Source organism: Microbacterium sp. CR_7, assembly GCF_041954755.1.
In the GTDB taxonomy this organism is placed as follows: Bacteria; Actinomycetota; Actinomycetes; order Actinomycetales; family Microbacteriaceae; genus Microbacterium.
On sequence record NZ_JAVAYF010000002.1, the window covers coordinates 188,398 to 204,429 of the forward strand.

A 16,032-nucleotide genomic window follows, 5' to 3' on the forward strand; every position below is an offset into this window, starting at 1 on the left:
AGACTGGGATCATGCCCGAGGAACCCTCCGCCGTACCCGGCGTGAACCGCCCGACCATCACCGCGCTCGACGTGATCCGCTCGATCGTCCTGGTGATCTCCGTCGCGACGCTCGCCCTCTGGGGCTTCGCCACCTGGCCGCTGCCCTGGAACATCGTCCTCGGCATCGGAGCACCGGTTCTCGTCATCCTCGTGTGGGCTCTGTTCCTCTCGCCGCGGGCCGTGCTCCGGCTGCATCCCTTTCTCCGGGCGGCCGTCGAGCTCCTCATCTACGTCAGCGTCACGATCGCCTGGTGGCTCATGGATCAGCCCGTCATCGGCCTGGCGTTCGCGCTCGTCGCCGTGGGCGCCGGGGTCGTGAGCGGCCGGCGGCGCATCGCATGACGACCCGCGCCTCCGGCATCCGCGCAGTCGAGCCCGCGCCTCGGGCGTGAGGGTGCGCCCATGACGACGGCGTCCCGCACCACGACCCTCGACCTGCTCGTCGACGCGCTCGGCGACCTCGTCGACACCCACAGCGCGTCGCTCGAACAGGCCAGGGCCGACAGCTCCGGCCACGCGGCGACGGGGCGACCGATCGCCGTGGTGCACGCGGAGACCGTGGAACACGTGCAGGCCGTCATGCGCATCGCCTCCGAGACGCGCACCCCGGTGGTCGTACGAGGAGCAGGCACCGGACTCGCCGGGGCGGCGAACGCCGGCGACGGCGAGATCGTCCTCTCCACACGCCGCATGACCGCGATCCGTGAGGTGCGCGCAGACGACCTGCTCGCGGTCGTCGAGCCGGGCATCCTCAACGCCGACCTCAACGCCACCCTCGCCGAGCACGGCCTCTGGTGGGCGCCCGACCCCGCGAGCCGTGCGATCTCGACGGTCGGCGGCAACATCGCCACGGGTGCGGGTGGCCTGTTGTGCGCGAAGTACGGCGTCGTGCGCGATGCCGTGCTCGGCGTCGACCTCGTGCTCGCCGACGGTCGCCTCCTGCACCTCGGCCACCGGAGCGTGAAGGGGGTCACCGGCCTCGACCTGACCTCCCTCGTCATCGGGTCCGAGGGCACGCTGGGCGTGGTCGTCGGCGCCACGCTGAAGCTGCGCCGCCTCGTCGCCGGGACGACGTGCACGATCGCCGCCGTCTTCCCCGACGTGCGCCGTGCGGCTGCCGCCTCCGCCGCCGTGACGGCATCCGGAGTCCAGCCCGCGATCATGGAGCTGATGGATGCCGCGAGCCTCGCCGCCGTCGCCGCGCTGCTCGACCTGCCCTCCCCCGGCGAGGGCAGCGCTCAGCTGACCATCCAGACCGACGGACCGGCCGCGGCCGCCGAGGCCGCGGTGATCGCCGACGTCCTCGCGGCCCACGACGGCGCGGTGCAGGTGTCGTCCGACCGCGAGGAGGGCGAGCGACTGCTGGCGATCCGCCGTTCTATGCACGCCGCGATGGCGTCGCTCGGCACGACCCTCATCGAAGACGTCTCCGTGCCCCGGAGCGCGATGCCCGCGATGTTCGACGAGATCGCCCGCATCGAGCAGGCGTACGGGATCACGATCCCCACCGTCGCGCACGCCGGCGACGGCAATCTGCACCCGAACTTCATCTTCGAGGGGTCGGAGACTCCCGCGCACATCTGGGCGGCTGCGGACGAGCTGTTCCGTGCCGCCATCGCCCTGGGAGGCACCCTGACGGGCGAGCACGGCATCGGCACGCTCAAGAGCCGCTGGCTCGCCGACGAACTCGGCGACGATCAGTGGCAGCTGCAGCGGCAGATCGCGCGTGTCTTCGATCCCCTCGGCATCCTCAATCCGGGGAAGGTGTTCGCCGCCCATGCCTGATATCCAGGTCAGCGCCGCCGTGATCGTCGACCCCGCCGGCCGCGTGCTCGTCGTCCGCAAGCACGGCACGACCCGGTTCATGCAGCCGGGCGGCAAGCCGGAAGCCGGTGAGACGCCGGCGGAGACGCTGATCCGCGAACTGCACGAGGAGCTCGGCCTCCGCCTCGTCGACGCCGACCTCGCCCCGCTCGGCCGCTTCGTATCGGCCGCCGCGAACGAGCCGGGTCATCGCGTGGTCGCCGACGCGTTCGCTGTCGACATCGCCCAGGCTGACGTGACCGTGCAGGCAGAGCTCGCCGAACTGCGCTGGATCACACCTCGGGATGCCGAGACGCTCCCGCTCGCCCCGCTCAGCGTCGAGCACCTGCTCCCGCTCGCCTGGGCGCGCCGGAGCTGAGAGCCCCCGGGGTCAGATGCCCTGCCAGGCGGGCTTGTTCGCGAAGGTGTAGCGGTAATAGTCCGCGAGCTTCAGTCGTGACGCCGCCGCCTCGTCGACCACGACGGTCGCGTGCGGGTGCAGCTGGATCGCCGAGCCGGGGAGGATCGCCGACAGCGGCCCCTCGACCGCATCCGCCACCGCCTGCGCCTTGCCCTCGCCGAACGCGAGCAGCACCAGGTGGCGTGCCCGCAGGATCGTGCCGAGGCCTTGGGTTATGCAGTGCATCGGCACGTCGTCGATCGAGTCGAAGAAGCGGGCGTTGTCCTCGCGGGTCTGCTCCGTGAGGGTCTTGACCCTCGTGCGCGAGGCGAACGACGACCCGGGCTCGTTGAAGCCGATGTGCCCGTCGGTGCCGATGCCGAGGATCTGCAGGTCGACGCCACCGGCCGCATCGATGGCCTTCTCGTAGTCCTCGCCCGCGTGCTGGATCGTCGCCTCGGCGCCGTTGGGCACGTGGATGCGCTGCGGGTCGAGTCCCAGCGGCTCCACGACCTCCCTGGTGATGACCGAGCGGTAGCTCTCCGGGTGCGCGGGGTCGAGACCGACGTACTCGTCGAGCGCGAAGCCGCGCACCCGCGAGACATCGCGACCGGCGAGCTGCGTGCGCAGCGCCTGGTACACGGGCAGCGGGGTGGATCCCGTCGCGAGGCCGAGAACGGCGTCGGGACGCGCGTCGATGAGTTCGACGATCTCCGCGGCGACCAGGGCGCCCGCGGCGGCGGCGTTCTCGACGATGACGACTTCAGCCATGGGTGACGATCTCCTTGAGTGGTGAGGTGGCTCCGACGAGCGCGGCGCCGACGGCAGCCGCCGGCGAGCCGAGCGGGAGCAGTTCGATCCGGTCGTCCAGGTGCAGGGAGCGCATGAACGCGGAGGCCTCCGCACCCGCGTGCAGGGCGTCTCGGACGCCTGCCTCGAGGCGGGCGCCGAGAGCCGTCAGGCCCCCGCCGATGATAACGCGCTCGACGTCGGCCGAGAGCACGAGTGCACGGACGGCCGCCGCCGCCCCGTGGAACAGGTCGGCGCGCAGCGACACCGCGAGCGGGTCGCCCTCGTCCGCGGCGTCGAGGATGTCGCGGACGGGGTGTGCGCCGGGGCGCCCCCAGGCCTTCGCCAGGGCACCGCCGCCGCAGAACGTCTCGATGCAGCCGCGCTGACCGCAGCCGCACAGGCGACCGGCCGGGTCGACCGAGAGATGGCCCACCTCCCCCGCCGTGCCGCGGGCGCCGCGCCAGATGGCGCCGTCGACGACGATGCCGGCGGCCACTCCCGTGCCGAGGTTCAGATACGCCATCGAACCCTCGATGCGGCGCAGTGCGGCGGCGCCGAGCGCGGCCGCCTTCACATCGTTCTCGACGCGCACGACCGCTCCGAGCCGAGCGGCGACGCGGTCGGCGAGGTCGAGCGACTCGACGCCGAGGTTCACCGCGTGCAGCACCCGTCCCGATACCGCGTCGACGAGTCCGGGGATGCCGATGCCGACCGAGTCGATGTCGGCGACGGTCAGACCCGCCTCGGCGGCGAGATCGACCACGGCCGCGGACACGCTCTCGACGACCGCATCCTCTCCCCACCCGGTCGGGCGGCGCAGGCGGGCGAGGATCTCACCCGATGGCGCGACGGCGACCGCGTCGATCTTGGTGCCTCCGACGTCGAGGCCGACGCGGATGCGTCGACCGGCGAGGTCGACGGTGATGGCATCCGTCATCGGATGGTGCTCCTGCCCGTGGTCGAGTCGAGGGCGCCGCTCACGAGACGCCCAGCTGGCCGGACAGGACCATCACGGCTGCACCGCGCAGCACGATGTCGGACTGCAGCGTGCGCCGGATCACGACGTCTTCGAACACGCCCTCGAGCGTGCGAGCGTGCAGGGTCTCCACCGCCGCGTCGATCAGGACGCCGTCGAGCAGGTCGCCCTGCCCCGACAGCACGACCTCGGAGAGGTCGAGGGCGGCGACGATGGGGGCGATGGCGATGGCCATCCGCGTCCCGGCGTCGCGGAGGATGTCGTCGCGGGAGTCCGGTGCGGCCTCGATGGCCGCGCGCAGGCGGCTCTCGCTGAGCCAGGCCTCGAGGCACCCGTCCTTGCCGCAGGCGCAGCGAGGGCCGCCGTCGGTGCCGACGACCACGTGCCCGATCTCGCCCGCCGCGAACCGGCTGCCGAGCAGCGGCTGACTGCCGGTGATGACGCCGGCGCCGACGCCCCGACCGATCTTGATCAGCATGAAATCGGCCTCGGCGTCGCCGAAGGTGTACTCGGCGAGCACGGCGGCGTTCGCGTCGTTGCGCACGAGCACGGGCAGATCGAGGTCGACGCCCAGCTTGGCCTCGAGCGGCAGGTCGGACCAGCCGAGGTTCGGCGAGCTGAGCACCATCCCGTCGGGGCGCACGACACCGGGCGTGCCGATGCCGACGCCGAGGATGGGCTGCGTGGCGTCCGCGACGAGCTCACGGGCGAGTTGGAGCAGGGCGGCGTACGCGGCGTCGCCATCCGGAGTCTCCGGGCGCGGCACCTCGCGGCGCCCGATCACGTCGCCGTCGAGGCTCAGCAGCGCGCCGGTGAAGGCGCTCGGGGCCGAGAGGTCGATGCCGATGATCTGGTGACCGACACGGTCGATGTCGATGAGGATGGGCGGCTTGCCGGGGCCCACCGTCTCGCGGACACCCATCTCGATCACGATGCCGTCGGCGATGAACTCCGCGACGAGGTCGGAGATCGTGACGCGGGTGAGCCCCGTCTCCCGGGAGAGGTCGGCGCGGCTCATCGCGCCGGAGTGATAGAGCGTCTGCAGCACGAGGGCCCGGTTGTGACCGCGGGCGTGCTCGGGCAGCACCTTGGCGCGCGAGCGCAGATGCCGCGCGGGGCCGAAGGCGTGTGCGTTCGTCCCGACGTACTCCGACGTCGTCGACGGGCGCGTTTCATCCGATACGGACATGTTTGTTAGTAGACCTTACGAACAAAAATTGTGCAACCCCACCGCGCAGAGCGCCCGGGAGGGTTACCGAAACGTTACATTACGATGACGGCCATGAGTCAGCCGTCCGAGTCGACCTCCCCCGCCCGCTCGACGAGCCGGGCGACGAGGCCTTCCACGATGTCCTCCCGCGCCTCCCGCGTGAGCGGCTTCCCGGGGATGCCGGGGCGGCGCTGATCGGGCGTCGGACCGTCGAGAGGACGATACCGCACCCCCCTCTCAGCCAGGCGTCGGAGGTGCGTCGGCAGCCGCCGCGCGAAGTCCTCGAACAGCGCCGGTTCCCCGCCCTCCCACAGCCGCTCCGCGACTGCGGACAGCCTCGGGAACATCGCGAAGTCCACACGGTCTCGCGACGGCAGATGCTCCGTCCAGACGTTCGCCTGCCCGCCGGAGGCCCCCTCCTCCACGCGCAGTCCGTACACCTGCTCGATCGGCAGCGGCGGTCCGACACGGATCGGCTCCTCCGCCGAGTCCGACTGCGGGTAGTCGAGGTAGACGTTCAGATCAGGGCACGCGATCACCGGGATGCCGCGGCGCAGCGCCTCCCGCATCGCGACCGGACCGCGCCAGGCGAGGATCTCGACGCCGTCGGGCACGTCGCCCTCCAGCACCTCGTCCCACGCGAGCGCCGTGCGCCCCCGTGCGCGGACGTGCGCGACGAAGTGCGCCGTGAACCACGGCTGCACGTCGTGGGCCGACGCGAGGCCCAGCTGCTGCATCCGCTCCTGCGCCGCCGCGCTGTGCTCCCACTCCGTCACGGGCACCTCGTCGCCGCCGATGCCGATCCACGGCGAGTCGAACAGGTCGCAGAGGGCGTCGATGGCCGCGCGGCCGAAGGCGAGCGACTCCTCGGTCGGCGCGAGCGTGCGGGGATTGACACCGAACCGCTCCCACGGTGCGGTGACGGGAGCGCCGACGTCGGTGTTGCCCAGCTCCGGGTAGGCGGCCAGGCCTGCCTGGATGTGACCGGGCAGCTCGACCTCCGGCACGAGCGTGACGTGGCGCGCTGCGGCGTACGCGACGAGGTCGTGCAGCTCGGCGTCCGTGTAATGACCCTCGTGCACGCCCGGCTCGATCGTCGCGAGCGGGCCGTGGCCGCGCTGCGTCGCCTCGCGTCGGGCACCCACCTCGGTGAGTCGCGGGTAGCCCGGCACCTCGAACCGCCACCCCTGGTCGTCGGTGAGATGCAGGTGCAGGACGTTGAGGTGGTGGTCGGCGAGCAGATCGACGAGTCGACGCACGTCGGCGGCCGGTCGGAAGTGCCGCGCCACGTCGAGCATCGCGCCGCGCCAGGCGTAGGCCGGGGCGCCGGCCCACTCCCCCGCGGGGATGCGTGACCACTCGGCGCCGGGCACGCGCAGCTGTCGCAGAGTCGTCGCGCCGCGGAAGACGCCCGCGACCGATGCGCCGGTCACGGAGACGCCGTCGGCGGAGACACGGATGCGGAACGCCTCCTCACCGACGCGTCCCTCGGCGAAGCGCGCGTCGGCCAGCCCGGCATCGATGCGGAGCGTGATCGCACGCTCGGCACTCCCGGAGGCCCGCACCCCGCCGAGACGCTCTGCACTCGCTTCCAGACCGTTCTCCGCGAGCACTGGCGTCTCCGCGGTCCAGACGAACGGAGCGGCCGCCGGGTCGATGCGCGAGTGCGCGAGCGGAACCGTCGCGCGATGAGCGGGCGGCGGCATGCGGAGCGCGCGCCCCGGAGTGCTGCCGGTGGCGCGCCCCTGCTGCACGACCGGCTCGCCGGCGACCAGCACCTCCACGACGCCGACGGACGCCGCGTGCGGGTCTTCGAACGTCGCGCCAGCGGCGATCGTCTCGGGGTCGAACAGCACGAGATCGGCCGTCGCCCCCTCGCGGATCACTCCGCGCGGCGCGTCTCCCCTGTCGAGACCCAGCCGCGCGGCCGGCGTGCCGGAGAGGTGCCGGACGGCCTCCTCGAGCGACAGGATGCCGAGGTCCCGCACGTAGTGCCCCAGGTAACGCGGGAAGGTGCCACGGCCCCGCGGATGCGGACGGGCGCCGATCAGGATGCCGTCGCTGCCGCCCGTATGACGAGGGTGCCGCATGATCTCGCGGACGTTCTCCTCATCGCCGATGTGCATGAGGATGCTCGTGGCACCGGCATCCTCGATGATCGTGTCGAGTACGACGTCGACGGCGCGCCGTCCCTCGGTCGCCGCGATCTCGGCGACCGTGCGGCCGACGAGCCCGGAGAGCGCGGCGTCGCCCGTGCCGGCGATCTGGATCGCCTCCCAGTCGGCTCGCTCGCCGTGGAAGCCGTCGCAGCCGATGTCCTCCAGCTCGACCCGCACCGCCTCGCGCCCTGCGGCGTCGAGCGCCGCGATCGTGCCGAGCAGGTCCCCGCTCTCCGACAGCCGGCTCGGCAGCAGCGCTGCGAGGGTCGTCGCACCAGGGAGGTACGGGTAGGTGTCGAGCGTGACGTCGACCCCGTCGGCGAGCGCCTCGTCGATGAGCGCGAGCAGCTCGTCGGCCCTGCCGCGGTTGGGGACGAAGTTCATGGTGGCGTGCGTGAGGTGGATCGGGCACCCGGTCCGCCGCCCGATGTCGAGCGCTTCGCGATACGCGTCCAGCGCCGCACCGCCGTAGCTGCGCGTGTGCGGCGACCAGTACCCGCCGCGCTCGGCGACCACGCGGCACAGGGCCTCGAGCTCCGCCGTGTCGGCGTACATGCCCGGCGTGTACGTCAGGCCGCTCGACATGCCGAAGGCGCCGGCGTCCATCGCCGCGCCCAGCAGCTCCCCCATCGCCGCGATCTCGGCATCGGTGGCTCGGCGGTTCTCGTGGCCGACCACCATCATGCGCAGGTTGCCCTGCGGCACGAGCACCGCGACGTTCGCGACCGCCGCGGCATCGAACGCCGCGAGCAGGTCGCCCATCGTGCGCCACGGCACCGACGTCGGAGCACCGTTCCAGCCGGCGATCTGCGCGGGGATGATCGCGGCCGCGGCGTCGTCGAGCGGCGCGTAGCCGAGCCCGTCCTGCCCGACGACCTCGGTGGTCACACCCTGCAGGATCTTCGCGGTGTGCGCCGCCCCCTCGAGCACCGCGAGCTCGCTGTGCGCGTGCATGTCGATGAACCCCGGTGCGAGGACCAGTCCCGCGGCATCGACCTCGACGGCGGCATCGGGCAGATCAGGCGCCGCGTCCACACCCTCTCGCACGACCGCGACGACGCGAGCGCCCTCGACGTACACGTCGGCGCGGTAGCGCTGCCCGCCCGTGCCGTCGACGACCGTGGCATCGCGGTAGACGCGCACCGGCTTCTCGCTGCTCAGAAGCACGTCGCCACCGCTCCGATCACGCGCGGGTCGTCGGCGTCGGGGTCGTCGATCACCGCGACCACCTTCCACTTGTCGAACGCGGTGCAGGGGTGCGAGAGCCCCAGCCGCACGACCTCGCCCTGCACGACCGACGCGTCGGCGCCGAGGCTAAGGAACGCATGCTGGTCGTTCAACGCGGTGATCGTGCCGGCCACCGACTGCGGGAGAGGCAGGTCGATGTCGAAGGGCACGTCGCGGCGCCCCGCGTCGAGCAGGGCGAGGCCCGGCTCGGGCTGCGAGACGACGCGCGACCACGCGTGCATGGCCGACCGCAGGGGCGCGGTGCCCGTCAGCGGACCGAACGGCGACATGCGGGAGTAGAAGCCGTCGTCGTGGATCTGGAACGCGCCGGAGCGCAGCACCACGTCGGCCGCGTCGGCGTGCGGTGCGAGCACGGCCGCCGCACGGTCGGGGAACGAGCTGCCACCGGCGCTGAGCACGGGCCGGACGCCGTCCGCATACGCCAGGCGCGAGTGCAGCTCGACCAGCGTGCCGAGATAGGCGTCGACGGCGGCGATGGAGCTGTCGCTGCGATCAGGGCCGAAGGGACCCTCGTAACCCGTGACGCCGGCGAGGCGGAGCCCGGATGCCGCGGCGATCGCGCCCGCGATGCGCTCGCCCTCCTCGACGGTCCGGGCGCCCGTGCGCCCACCTGCTCCGCCGAGCTCGACGAGCACGTCGAGGGGACGAGCGGCACCCTCGAGCGCACCCGCGAGGATCTCGACCGTCCGCTCGGAGTCGGCCCAGCACAGGATGCGCAGCTCGGGGTCGGCGGCGAGCATCTCCCCGAATCGCCGTGCTGCTGCCGCATCGGTGACGGCGTTCGCGATGAGCACGGTCGACACGCCGGCCTGAACCGCGACCTCCGCCTGCCACGGCGTGGCGACCGAGATCCCCCAGGCGCCCGCGTCCAGAAGACGCTGCCACAGCGCGGGAGCCATGGTCGTCTTGCCGTGCGGCGCGAGCCGGACGCCGTGCTCGGCCGCCCAGGAGAACACCGTCGCCTCATTGTGGGCCAGTGCCGCCTCGTGCACGGTGAGCACCGGCGTGACCAGATCCGAGAGGTGGAGGTCGGCGTCGGCGATCTCGGAGAGACGCAGTCCTCCCGCCAGGGCCGGGAAGCCCTTCGCCCAGGTGCCGATTTCGGGATCCGGAATTTGTAGAGGCATCTAACAAGGCTACTAGGCTTGCAGCATGACTTCGAAGACCCGCATCACGACAGACGCCGCCCCCGCCCCCGCCCACACCTTCTCGCAGGGCGTGCGCAAGGGCCCGTTCGTCCAGGTCTCCGGCCAGGGCCCGGTCGACGCCGTCACCAACGAGTACCTCTACCCCGGCGACGTCGCCGCGCAGACCACGCGCACGCTCGAGAACGTCAAGGCCATCGTCGAGGCCTCGGGAGCGACGTTCGACGACGTCGTGATGCTGCGCGTCTACCTCACCAAGCGCGAGGACTTCCCGATCATGAACGAGGCGTACGGCGCCTTCGTCGAGGCGAACACGCCGAGCGGCGTCCTCCCCTCGCGCACCACCGTCTTCACGGGTCTGCCCCGCGAGGAGATGCTCGTCGAGATCGACGGCATCGCCGTCGTCGAGTGACCGCGGGCGACTCCGTCGCCTGATCCGTGCGGGTCAGAGAGGGCCCGCACGACCGTTGCCCCCTCGTTACCTTCGATCCCGTAGCATTGAATGTGATAAAGGCCACGTGAGAACCGGGGGGTGAAGTTCGTGACCGATCTGATCTCAGCGCAGGATGCGAAGACTGAGAAACTGACCGAGGCGGGCTCCGCCGACACGGTCGCTCTGACTCCGTCGGGCGATGACGCCCCGACCGACTCGATGCCGCCGCAGAGCGGCGACCAGCCGTTGGCCTGGGCTCCCATCGAGCCCGCGCCCAAGAAGAAGCGCCTGGGACTGTGGATCGGCCTCGGCGTCGGCGCCGTCGTGATCGGCGTCGGTGCGGCCTCGATGATCCTCATCGCCCCCGGGACCACCGTGGCCGGGATCCCGGTGGGGTGGATGACGCCGGGTGCCGCCGCCGATGTCATCAGCGCCCACGTCGCCGAGACCGAGGTCACGCTCACCGGAGCAGGCGACGATGTCGTCCTCACCGGCGCCGAGCTCGGGGCTTCCGTAGACGCGAGCGCCCTCGCCGACAAGGCGTTCGCCGAGCACCCGATGTGGAACGTCGGCGCCTGGATGGGCGAGCCCGTCGCGGGTGAGATCACCCTCGACCCCTCGACCGCCGACGCCGCCCTGCGCGACGCTCTGCCCACGAGCTTCGAAGACCCGGTCGACGCAGGCGTGGTCTTCGACGCCGCCACCGGCAGCTACGTCATCACTCCGTCCGCGACCGGCACCGGCGTCGACGTCGCGGCGCTGAGCGAGGCGTTCACCGACACGATCGCCGGCGGCGGCAAGAGCTTCGAGTTCCCCGGCGGTCCCGCCGAGGCGGCTCCGGCCGTGACCGACGAGGACGCCACGACCCTGGCGACCTCGATCAACACGATGCTCGGCACGATCGGCTTCTACCTCGGCGAGGAGCGCACGGTCCCCGTCGACGCCGCCACCGCCTCGACCTGGTTCACCGTGGTCGACGACGACGGCACGCTCCGCATCGAGGCGGATCAGGCGGCGATCCAGGCGACCGTCGACGCGCTGCCCGCAGCCGTCGACCGCGCACCGGTCAACGCCACGCAGATCGTCGACTCGTCGGGCAAGGTGCTGCGCACCGAATCCGAGGGCGTCAACGGCCGCGCACTGAGCGACACCTCGAACCTCGCGTCCGACGTGGCCGACAAGCTCGAGGCCGGCGAGGGCGTGTTCCCGATCTCGGTCACCGAGACCCCGTTCACCGCCGTCACGCTCCTGCGCAAGATCGACGTGAACCTGAGCTCGCAGACCGCGACGCTCTACGAGAACGGCGCCGTCGTGCGGTCGTGGAAGATCTCCTCCGGCAAGGCTGCGACGCCGACCGACGTCGGCAACTTCAAGGTCTACGCCCATGTGCGCTCGCAGACCATGAAGAGCCGCGAGCCCGACGGATCGATCACCGAGACGCCGAACGTCCCCTGGGTCACGTACTTCAACGGCGACGAGGGCTTCCATGGCACCTACTGGCACAGCAACTTCGGCAACCGCATGAGCCACGGCTGCGTGAACATGCCGATCGATGTCGCCAGGTTCGTGTACGAGTGGTCCCCCGTGGGCATGGAGGTCTCGGTCCACAACTGAGTCGCTCGCCCGACGGGACGTCGGGGGATACGCGAAAGGGCCGGATGCTGAGCATCCGGCCCTTTCGCGTGCGTCAGCGCAGTGCGTCGACGATCTCGTTCAGCGTGGTCGACGGGCGCATGACCGCAGCCACGAGCGCGTCGTCGGGGCGGTAGTACCCGCCGATCTCGACGGCCGAGCCCTGCACGGCGTTGAGCTCGGAGACGATCTTCTCCTCGTTCTCGGCCAGCTTCGCGGCAACCGGCGCGAAGGCCGCGGCGAGCTCGGCATCCTTCGACTGCGCCGCCAGTTCCTGCGCCCAATACAGGCCCAGGTAGAAGTGGCTGCCGCGGTTGTCGATCGTGCCGAGGGCGCGGCCGGGCGAGCGGTCCTCCTCGAGGAAGGTGCCGGTCGCGGCATCCAGCGTCTCCGCGAGCACCCGTGCCTTCTCGTTGCCCGTGCGGTCGGCGAAGTGCTCGAGCGAGGCGGCCAGCGCGAAGAACTCTCCGAGCGAGTCCCAGCGCAGATAGTTCTGCTCGACCAGCTGCTGCACGTGCTTCGGTGCGGAGCCTCCCGCGCCCGTCTCGAACAGCCCGCCGCCGGCGAGCAGCGGCACGATCGAGAGCATCTTGGCGCTCGTGCCGACCTCGAGGATCGGGAACAGGTCGGTGAGGTAGTCGCGGAGCACGTTGCCGGTCACCGAGATGGTGTCGAGGCCGTGACGCATGCGCGCGAGCGTGTAGCGCGTGGCCTCCTCCGGAGCGAGGATCGTGATCGTGAGGCCCTTGGTGTCGAGCGTCGCGAGACCCTGGTGCACCTTCGCGATGATCTGGGCGTCGTGCGAGCGGTTCGCGTCGAGCCAGAACACCGCGGGCGCACCCGTCGCCCGCGCACGCGAGACCGCCAGCTTGACCCAGTCCATGACCGGGATGTGCTTGGTCTGCGTGGCGCGCCAGATGTCACCCTCGCCCACCTCGTGCTCGATGAGCACGGTTCCCTCGCTGTCGAGCACCTGCACGGTGCCCGCCGCGGCGATCTCGAAGGTCTTGTCGTGGCTGCCGTACTCCTCGGCCGCCTGAGCCATGAGCCCGACATTCGGGACGGTGCCGATGGTCGCGGGGTCGAGCGGGCCGTTGGCGATGACGTCGTCGATCACGGCCTGGTAGACACTCGCGTAGGAGGAATCCGGGATGACCGCGAGCGTGTCGGCCTCGCCGCCGTCCTTGCCCCACAGCTTGCCGCCGTTGCGCACGAGGGCAGGCATCGATGCGTCGACGATCACGTCGCTGGGGACGTGCAGGTTCGTGATGCCCTTGTCGGAGTTCACGTAGGAGAGACGCGGCCCCTCCGCGATCGCCTTCGCGAACGCGGCGGCGATTTCGTCGCCACCGGCGATGCCCTCGAGGCCTGCGAGGATCGAGCCGAGACCGTCGTTCGGGTTGAGTCCGGCGGCTGCGAGCTGCTCGCCGTACTGCGCGAACACGTCGGCGAAGAACGCCTTCACCACGTGACCGAAGATGATCGGGTCGCTGACCTTCATCATCGTGGCCTTGAGGTGCACGGAGTAGAGCACGTCGTCGGCCTTGGCCGTCTCGAGAGTCTCGGCCAGGAAGGCATCGAGGTGAGAGGCCGAGAGGAAGGTGGCGTCGACGATCTCGCGAGGCAGGACCTTGAGGCCCTCCTTCAGCACGGTGACCGTGCCGTCGGCGGCGATGTGGCGGAAGCTCAGCACGTCGTCGTGGGCGGCCACCCAGGAGCGCTCGTTGTGCTTGAAGTCGTCGTGACCGAGCGTCGCGACGCGGGTCTTCGACCCCTCGGCGAACGGCTTGTTGCGGTGCGGGTGCTTCTTGGCGTAGTTCTTCACGGCGAGGGGCGCACGGCGGTCGCTGTTGCCCTCACGGAGCACCGGGTTCACGGCCGACCCCTTGATGCGGTCGTAGCGGGCGCGGATGTCCTTCTCCTCGAGCGACGAGGGCTCGTCGGGGAAGTCGGGAATGTCGTAGCCCTGGGCCTGCAGCTCGGCGATCGCGCCCTTCAGCTGAGGGATGGATGCCGAGATGTTCGGAAGCTTGATGATGTTCGCCTCCGGCAGCGTGGCGAGCCCGCCGAGCTCGGCCAGCGCGTCGCCGACCTGCTGCTCGGGAGCCAGCTTCTGCGGGAACGCGGCGAGGATGCGACCCGCCAGAGAGATGTCACGCGTCTCGACGTCGATGCCCGCCTGGCCCGTGAAGGCCTGGATGATCGGAAGGAAGGAAGCTGTGGCGAGCGCGGGAGCCTCGTCCGTGTAGGTGTAGATGATGGCGTCGTCGGTCACCGGGAGGTTCTCCGTTCACGAGGGCAGAATTGTCTCGATACCAAGATACCTGAGCGCTTCTCGCCCCCGAGAATCTGCTCGTCTCTGGGACGCAGCGCACCGGAGGGGCTAGCCTGTCACTATGTCCGAACTGCGCATGGTCGAACTCTCCGCTGCGACGATCGTCGCCGTGAACAACCTGTCGCTCAAGCCCGGACAGGAGCAGTTCCTCGCTCCGGTGTCCTACGGCATCGCGGCCACCGTGATCAATCCGGCCACATCCTGGCAGCGCGTCGTGCTCGACGGCGACCAGGTCGTCGGCTTCGTCAGCGCGAACTTCGACCCGGAGGCACCCGAGGAGCACTTCCGCTCCGTCCTGTGGCGCATCAACGTCGACGCCGACGATCAGGGCAAGGGCGTGGGGCGCTTCGCCGTCGAGCAGCTGGTCGAGGAGGCGCGCTCGCGCGGCGTCGACCACGTCAACGTCATCTACGAAGCCGGGGAGGACGGGCCGGAGGCCTTCTTCCTGCGCGTCGGCTTCACGCCGGTCGGCGAGACCGAGTACTCCGAGGTCATCGCCGAGATCCGCGTCGAACCGTAGACCGGCGGCGGGGTCTCGAATCCCCTCCCCCATCGAGGCCCCGTCGCCCTGTCGGCGCGGGGCCGTCGGTCCGCCTGCGGTCGACATCACGGATTTGTTGCGAGTCGCCACAAAAAGCTTGCACGCGCTCGCGCGCCGTGGCTATCATCGCTTCAGAGCGCTGGCGAAGCGCTTCGATAATTTCCCCGAACGAGCGACGACGGAGTCCCGATGACGACGATCCATGAGGTGGCGCACGCCGCCGGTGTGTCGATCAGCACCGTCTCCTACGCGCTCAGCGGCAAGCGCCCGGTCTCCGAGAAGACGCGGCGCCGGATCGAGGACGCGGCTCGCACGCTCGGTTACGAGCCCGACGCCGGCGCACGGATGCTCGCGGGCCGCCGCACCCACATCTTCGCCCTCACCGAGCCGCTGCGCGCCGACACCCACGCACCCACCCATATGGCATTCGTGCTCGCCACAGCGGTGGCGGCGCGACGCCGAGGATACGACATCCTCCTCCTCACCGACGAGCAGACCTCGGACGGCATGAACCGTGTCGCCGCCAGCCGCCTCGTCGACGCGATCCTCGTGCTCGACGTCGCCCCAGACGACGATCGCGCGGCGATCGCGCGCAGTGTGCGCACGCCGACGGTGTTCATCGGCATCCCGAACGACGCCGAGGGCCTGACGTGCGTCGACCTCGACTTCGAGGCGGCGGGCGCGCTCGCGATCGACCGGCTCGCCGACGCCGGGCACCGACGAGTCATGCTGCTCGGCCAGACCGAAGTGTCGTACCGCAAGTCGAACTTCCCCCGGCGGCTGCTCGCCGGCGTCACCGACCGTGCCGCGCACCGCGACATCGCCCTCGAGTGGGCGACGACCGGCGACACGACGACGGATGCCGGGCTCGTGCGCTCCACGTGCGAGACCGCCCTGGACCGCGGCGACCGCGCGTTCGTCGTGCACGCCGTCGGCGACGTGCACGAGATCCTGCTCGAGACGATCGCCGCCCGCGGACTGCGGGTGGGTGAGGACGTCTCGGTCGTCTCGGCCGCGGCATCCTTCGACACGACCGAGCTGTCGGTCCCCGTCGACACCATCCCCCTCGTGCCGCAGCAGTCGTGCGAGCTCGCCGTCGACCTCGCGGTCGGCAGCGTCGAGAGCGGCGGCTCGACGCCTCGCATCCACCTCATCCCGCCCGAGTACCGCGCGGTCGGCTCGATCGCTCCCGCCCGGGAGTAGCGACCTGCTCCGCTTCCCGAACGCATGCGCATTGTCGAAACGCTTCGACGCTGCGCGTGATCCACAACTGAAGACGACCCGAAGAAGTGTCCCGGCCCGTGAGGCCACCGAGAA

The 16,032-nt window shown here is 71.0% G+C and carries 13 protein-coding genes; 7 read left to right on the plus strand and 6 right to left on the minus strand.

Features of this window, described 5'->3' with window-relative positions; genetic code table 11:
* The first annotated feature begins 11 nt into the window (after positions 1 to 11).
* The 3 genes from RAC81_RS04150 to RAC81_RS04160 are packed head-to-tail and all read left to right on the plus strand — an operon-like array spanning position 12 to position 2,223.
* Positions 12 to 383 carry a YrdB family protein gene (locus RAC81_RS04150; RefSeq protein WP_375081150.1) on the plus strand — a complete coding sequence of 124 codons (372 nt, stop codon included), beginning with the start codon at positions 12 to 14 and terminating at the stop codon, positions 381 to 383.
* A gap of 60 nt (positions 384 to 443) precedes the next feature.
* Positions 444 to 1,826 carry an FAD-binding oxidoreductase gene (locus RAC81_RS04155; protein ID WP_375081151.1) on the plus strand — a complete coding sequence of 461 codons (1,383 nt, stop codon included), beginning with the start codon at positions 444 to 446 and terminating at the stop codon, positions 1,824 to 1,826.
* Positions 1,819 to 2,223: an NUDIX domain-containing protein gene (locus RAC81_RS04160; protein ID WP_375081152.1), complete on the plus strand. Its 405-nt coding sequence runs from the start codon at positions 1,819 to 1,821 to the stop codon at positions 2,221 to 2,223. The genes RAC81_RS04155 and RAC81_RS04160 overlap by 8 nt, the downstream gene beginning before the upstream one ends.
* Before the next feature lie 12 nt (positions 2,224 to 2,235).
* Here RAC81_RS04160 and nagB read toward each other — a convergent pair whose 3' ends face one another.
* The 5 genes from nagB to RAC81_RS04185 all read right to left on the minus strand — a co-directional run bounded on the left by nagB (position 2,236) and on the right by RAC81_RS04185 (position 9,756).
* Positions 2,236 to 3,015: a glucosamine-6-phosphate deaminase gene (gene nagB, locus RAC81_RS04165; protein ID WP_375081153.1), complete on the minus strand. Its 780-nt coding sequence runs from the start codon at positions 3,013 to 3,015 to the stop codon at positions 2,236 to 2,238.
* A complete protein-coding gene (locus RAC81_RS04170; protein WP_375081154.1) occupies positions 3,008 to 3,973 on the minus strand; it encodes an ROK family protein in 966 nt (321 codons plus the stop codon). The genes nagB and RAC81_RS04170 overlap by 8 nt, the downstream gene beginning before the upstream one ends.
* A gap of 40 nt (positions 3,974 to 4,013) precedes the next feature.
* Complete coding sequence (locus RAC81_RS04175; protein ID WP_375081155.1) at positions 4,014 to 5,201, minus strand: ROK family protein; 1,188 nt, start codon at positions 5,199 to 5,201, stop codon at positions 4,014 to 4,016.
* A 98-nt stretch (positions 5,202 to 5,299) separates the two neighbouring features.
* On the minus strand, positions 5,300 to 8,548 hold the full coding sequence (locus tag RAC81_RS04180; protein WP_375081156.1) for a family 20 glycosylhydrolase: 3,249 nt from the start codon (positions 8,546 to 8,548) through the stop codon (positions 5,300 to 5,302).
* Positions 8,539 to 9,756, minus strand: coding sequence for an alanine racemase (locus tag RAC81_RS04185; RefSeq protein WP_375081157.1), 1,218 nt, complete (start codon positions 9,754 to 9,756; stop codon positions 8,539 to 8,541). The genes RAC81_RS04180 and RAC81_RS04185 overlap by 10 nt, the downstream gene beginning before the upstream one ends.
* Positions 9,757 to 9,781: 25 nt before the next feature.
* Between RAC81_RS04185 and RAC81_RS04190 the strand changes: the two genes are divergently transcribed.
* Together RAC81_RS04190 and RAC81_RS04195 are read left to right on the plus strand one after the other, a co-directional pair.
* Positions 9,782 to 10,186: a RidA family protein gene (locus RAC81_RS04190; RefSeq protein WP_341935172.1), complete on the plus strand. Its 405-nt coding sequence runs from the start codon at positions 9,782 to 9,784 to the stop codon at positions 10,184 to 10,186.
* A 120-nt stretch (positions 10,187 to 10,306) separates the two neighbouring features.
* Positions 10,307 to 11,821 (plus strand): L,D-transpeptidase family protein, encoded by a 1,515-nt coding sequence (locus RAC81_RS04195; protein WP_375081158.1) that lies wholly within the window; start codon positions 10,307 to 10,309, stop codon positions 11,819 to 11,821.
* Positions 11,822 to 11,894: 73 nt separating this feature from the next.
* Here RAC81_RS04195 and RAC81_RS04200 read toward each other — a convergent pair whose 3' ends face one another.
* The gene (locus tag RAC81_RS04200; RefSeq protein WP_375081159.1) at positions 11,895 to 14,114 is read right to left on the minus strand and encodes an NADP-dependent isocitrate dehydrogenase; all 2,220 of its coding nucleotides are present in this window, start codon (positions 14,112 to 14,114) and stop codon (positions 11,895 to 11,897) included.
* A gap of 121 nt (positions 14,115 to 14,235) precedes the next feature.
* Between RAC81_RS04200 and RAC81_RS04205 the strand changes: the two genes are divergently transcribed.
* Both RAC81_RS04205 and RAC81_RS04210 read left to right on the plus strand, forming a co-directional pair.
* A complete protein-coding gene (locus RAC81_RS04205) occupies positions 14,236 to 14,694 on the plus strand; it encodes a GNAT family N-acetyltransferase (RefSeq protein ID WP_375081160.1) in 459 nt (152 codons plus the stop codon).
* A gap of 210 nt (positions 14,695 to 14,904) precedes the next feature.
* Positions 14,905 to 15,918 (plus strand): LacI family DNA-binding transcriptional regulator, encoded by a 1,014-nt coding sequence (locus RAC81_RS04210; RefSeq protein ID WP_375081161.1) that lies wholly within the window; start codon positions 14,905 to 14,907, stop codon positions 15,916 to 15,918.
* The last annotated feature ends 114 nt before the right edge of the window (positions 15,919 to 16,032 follow it).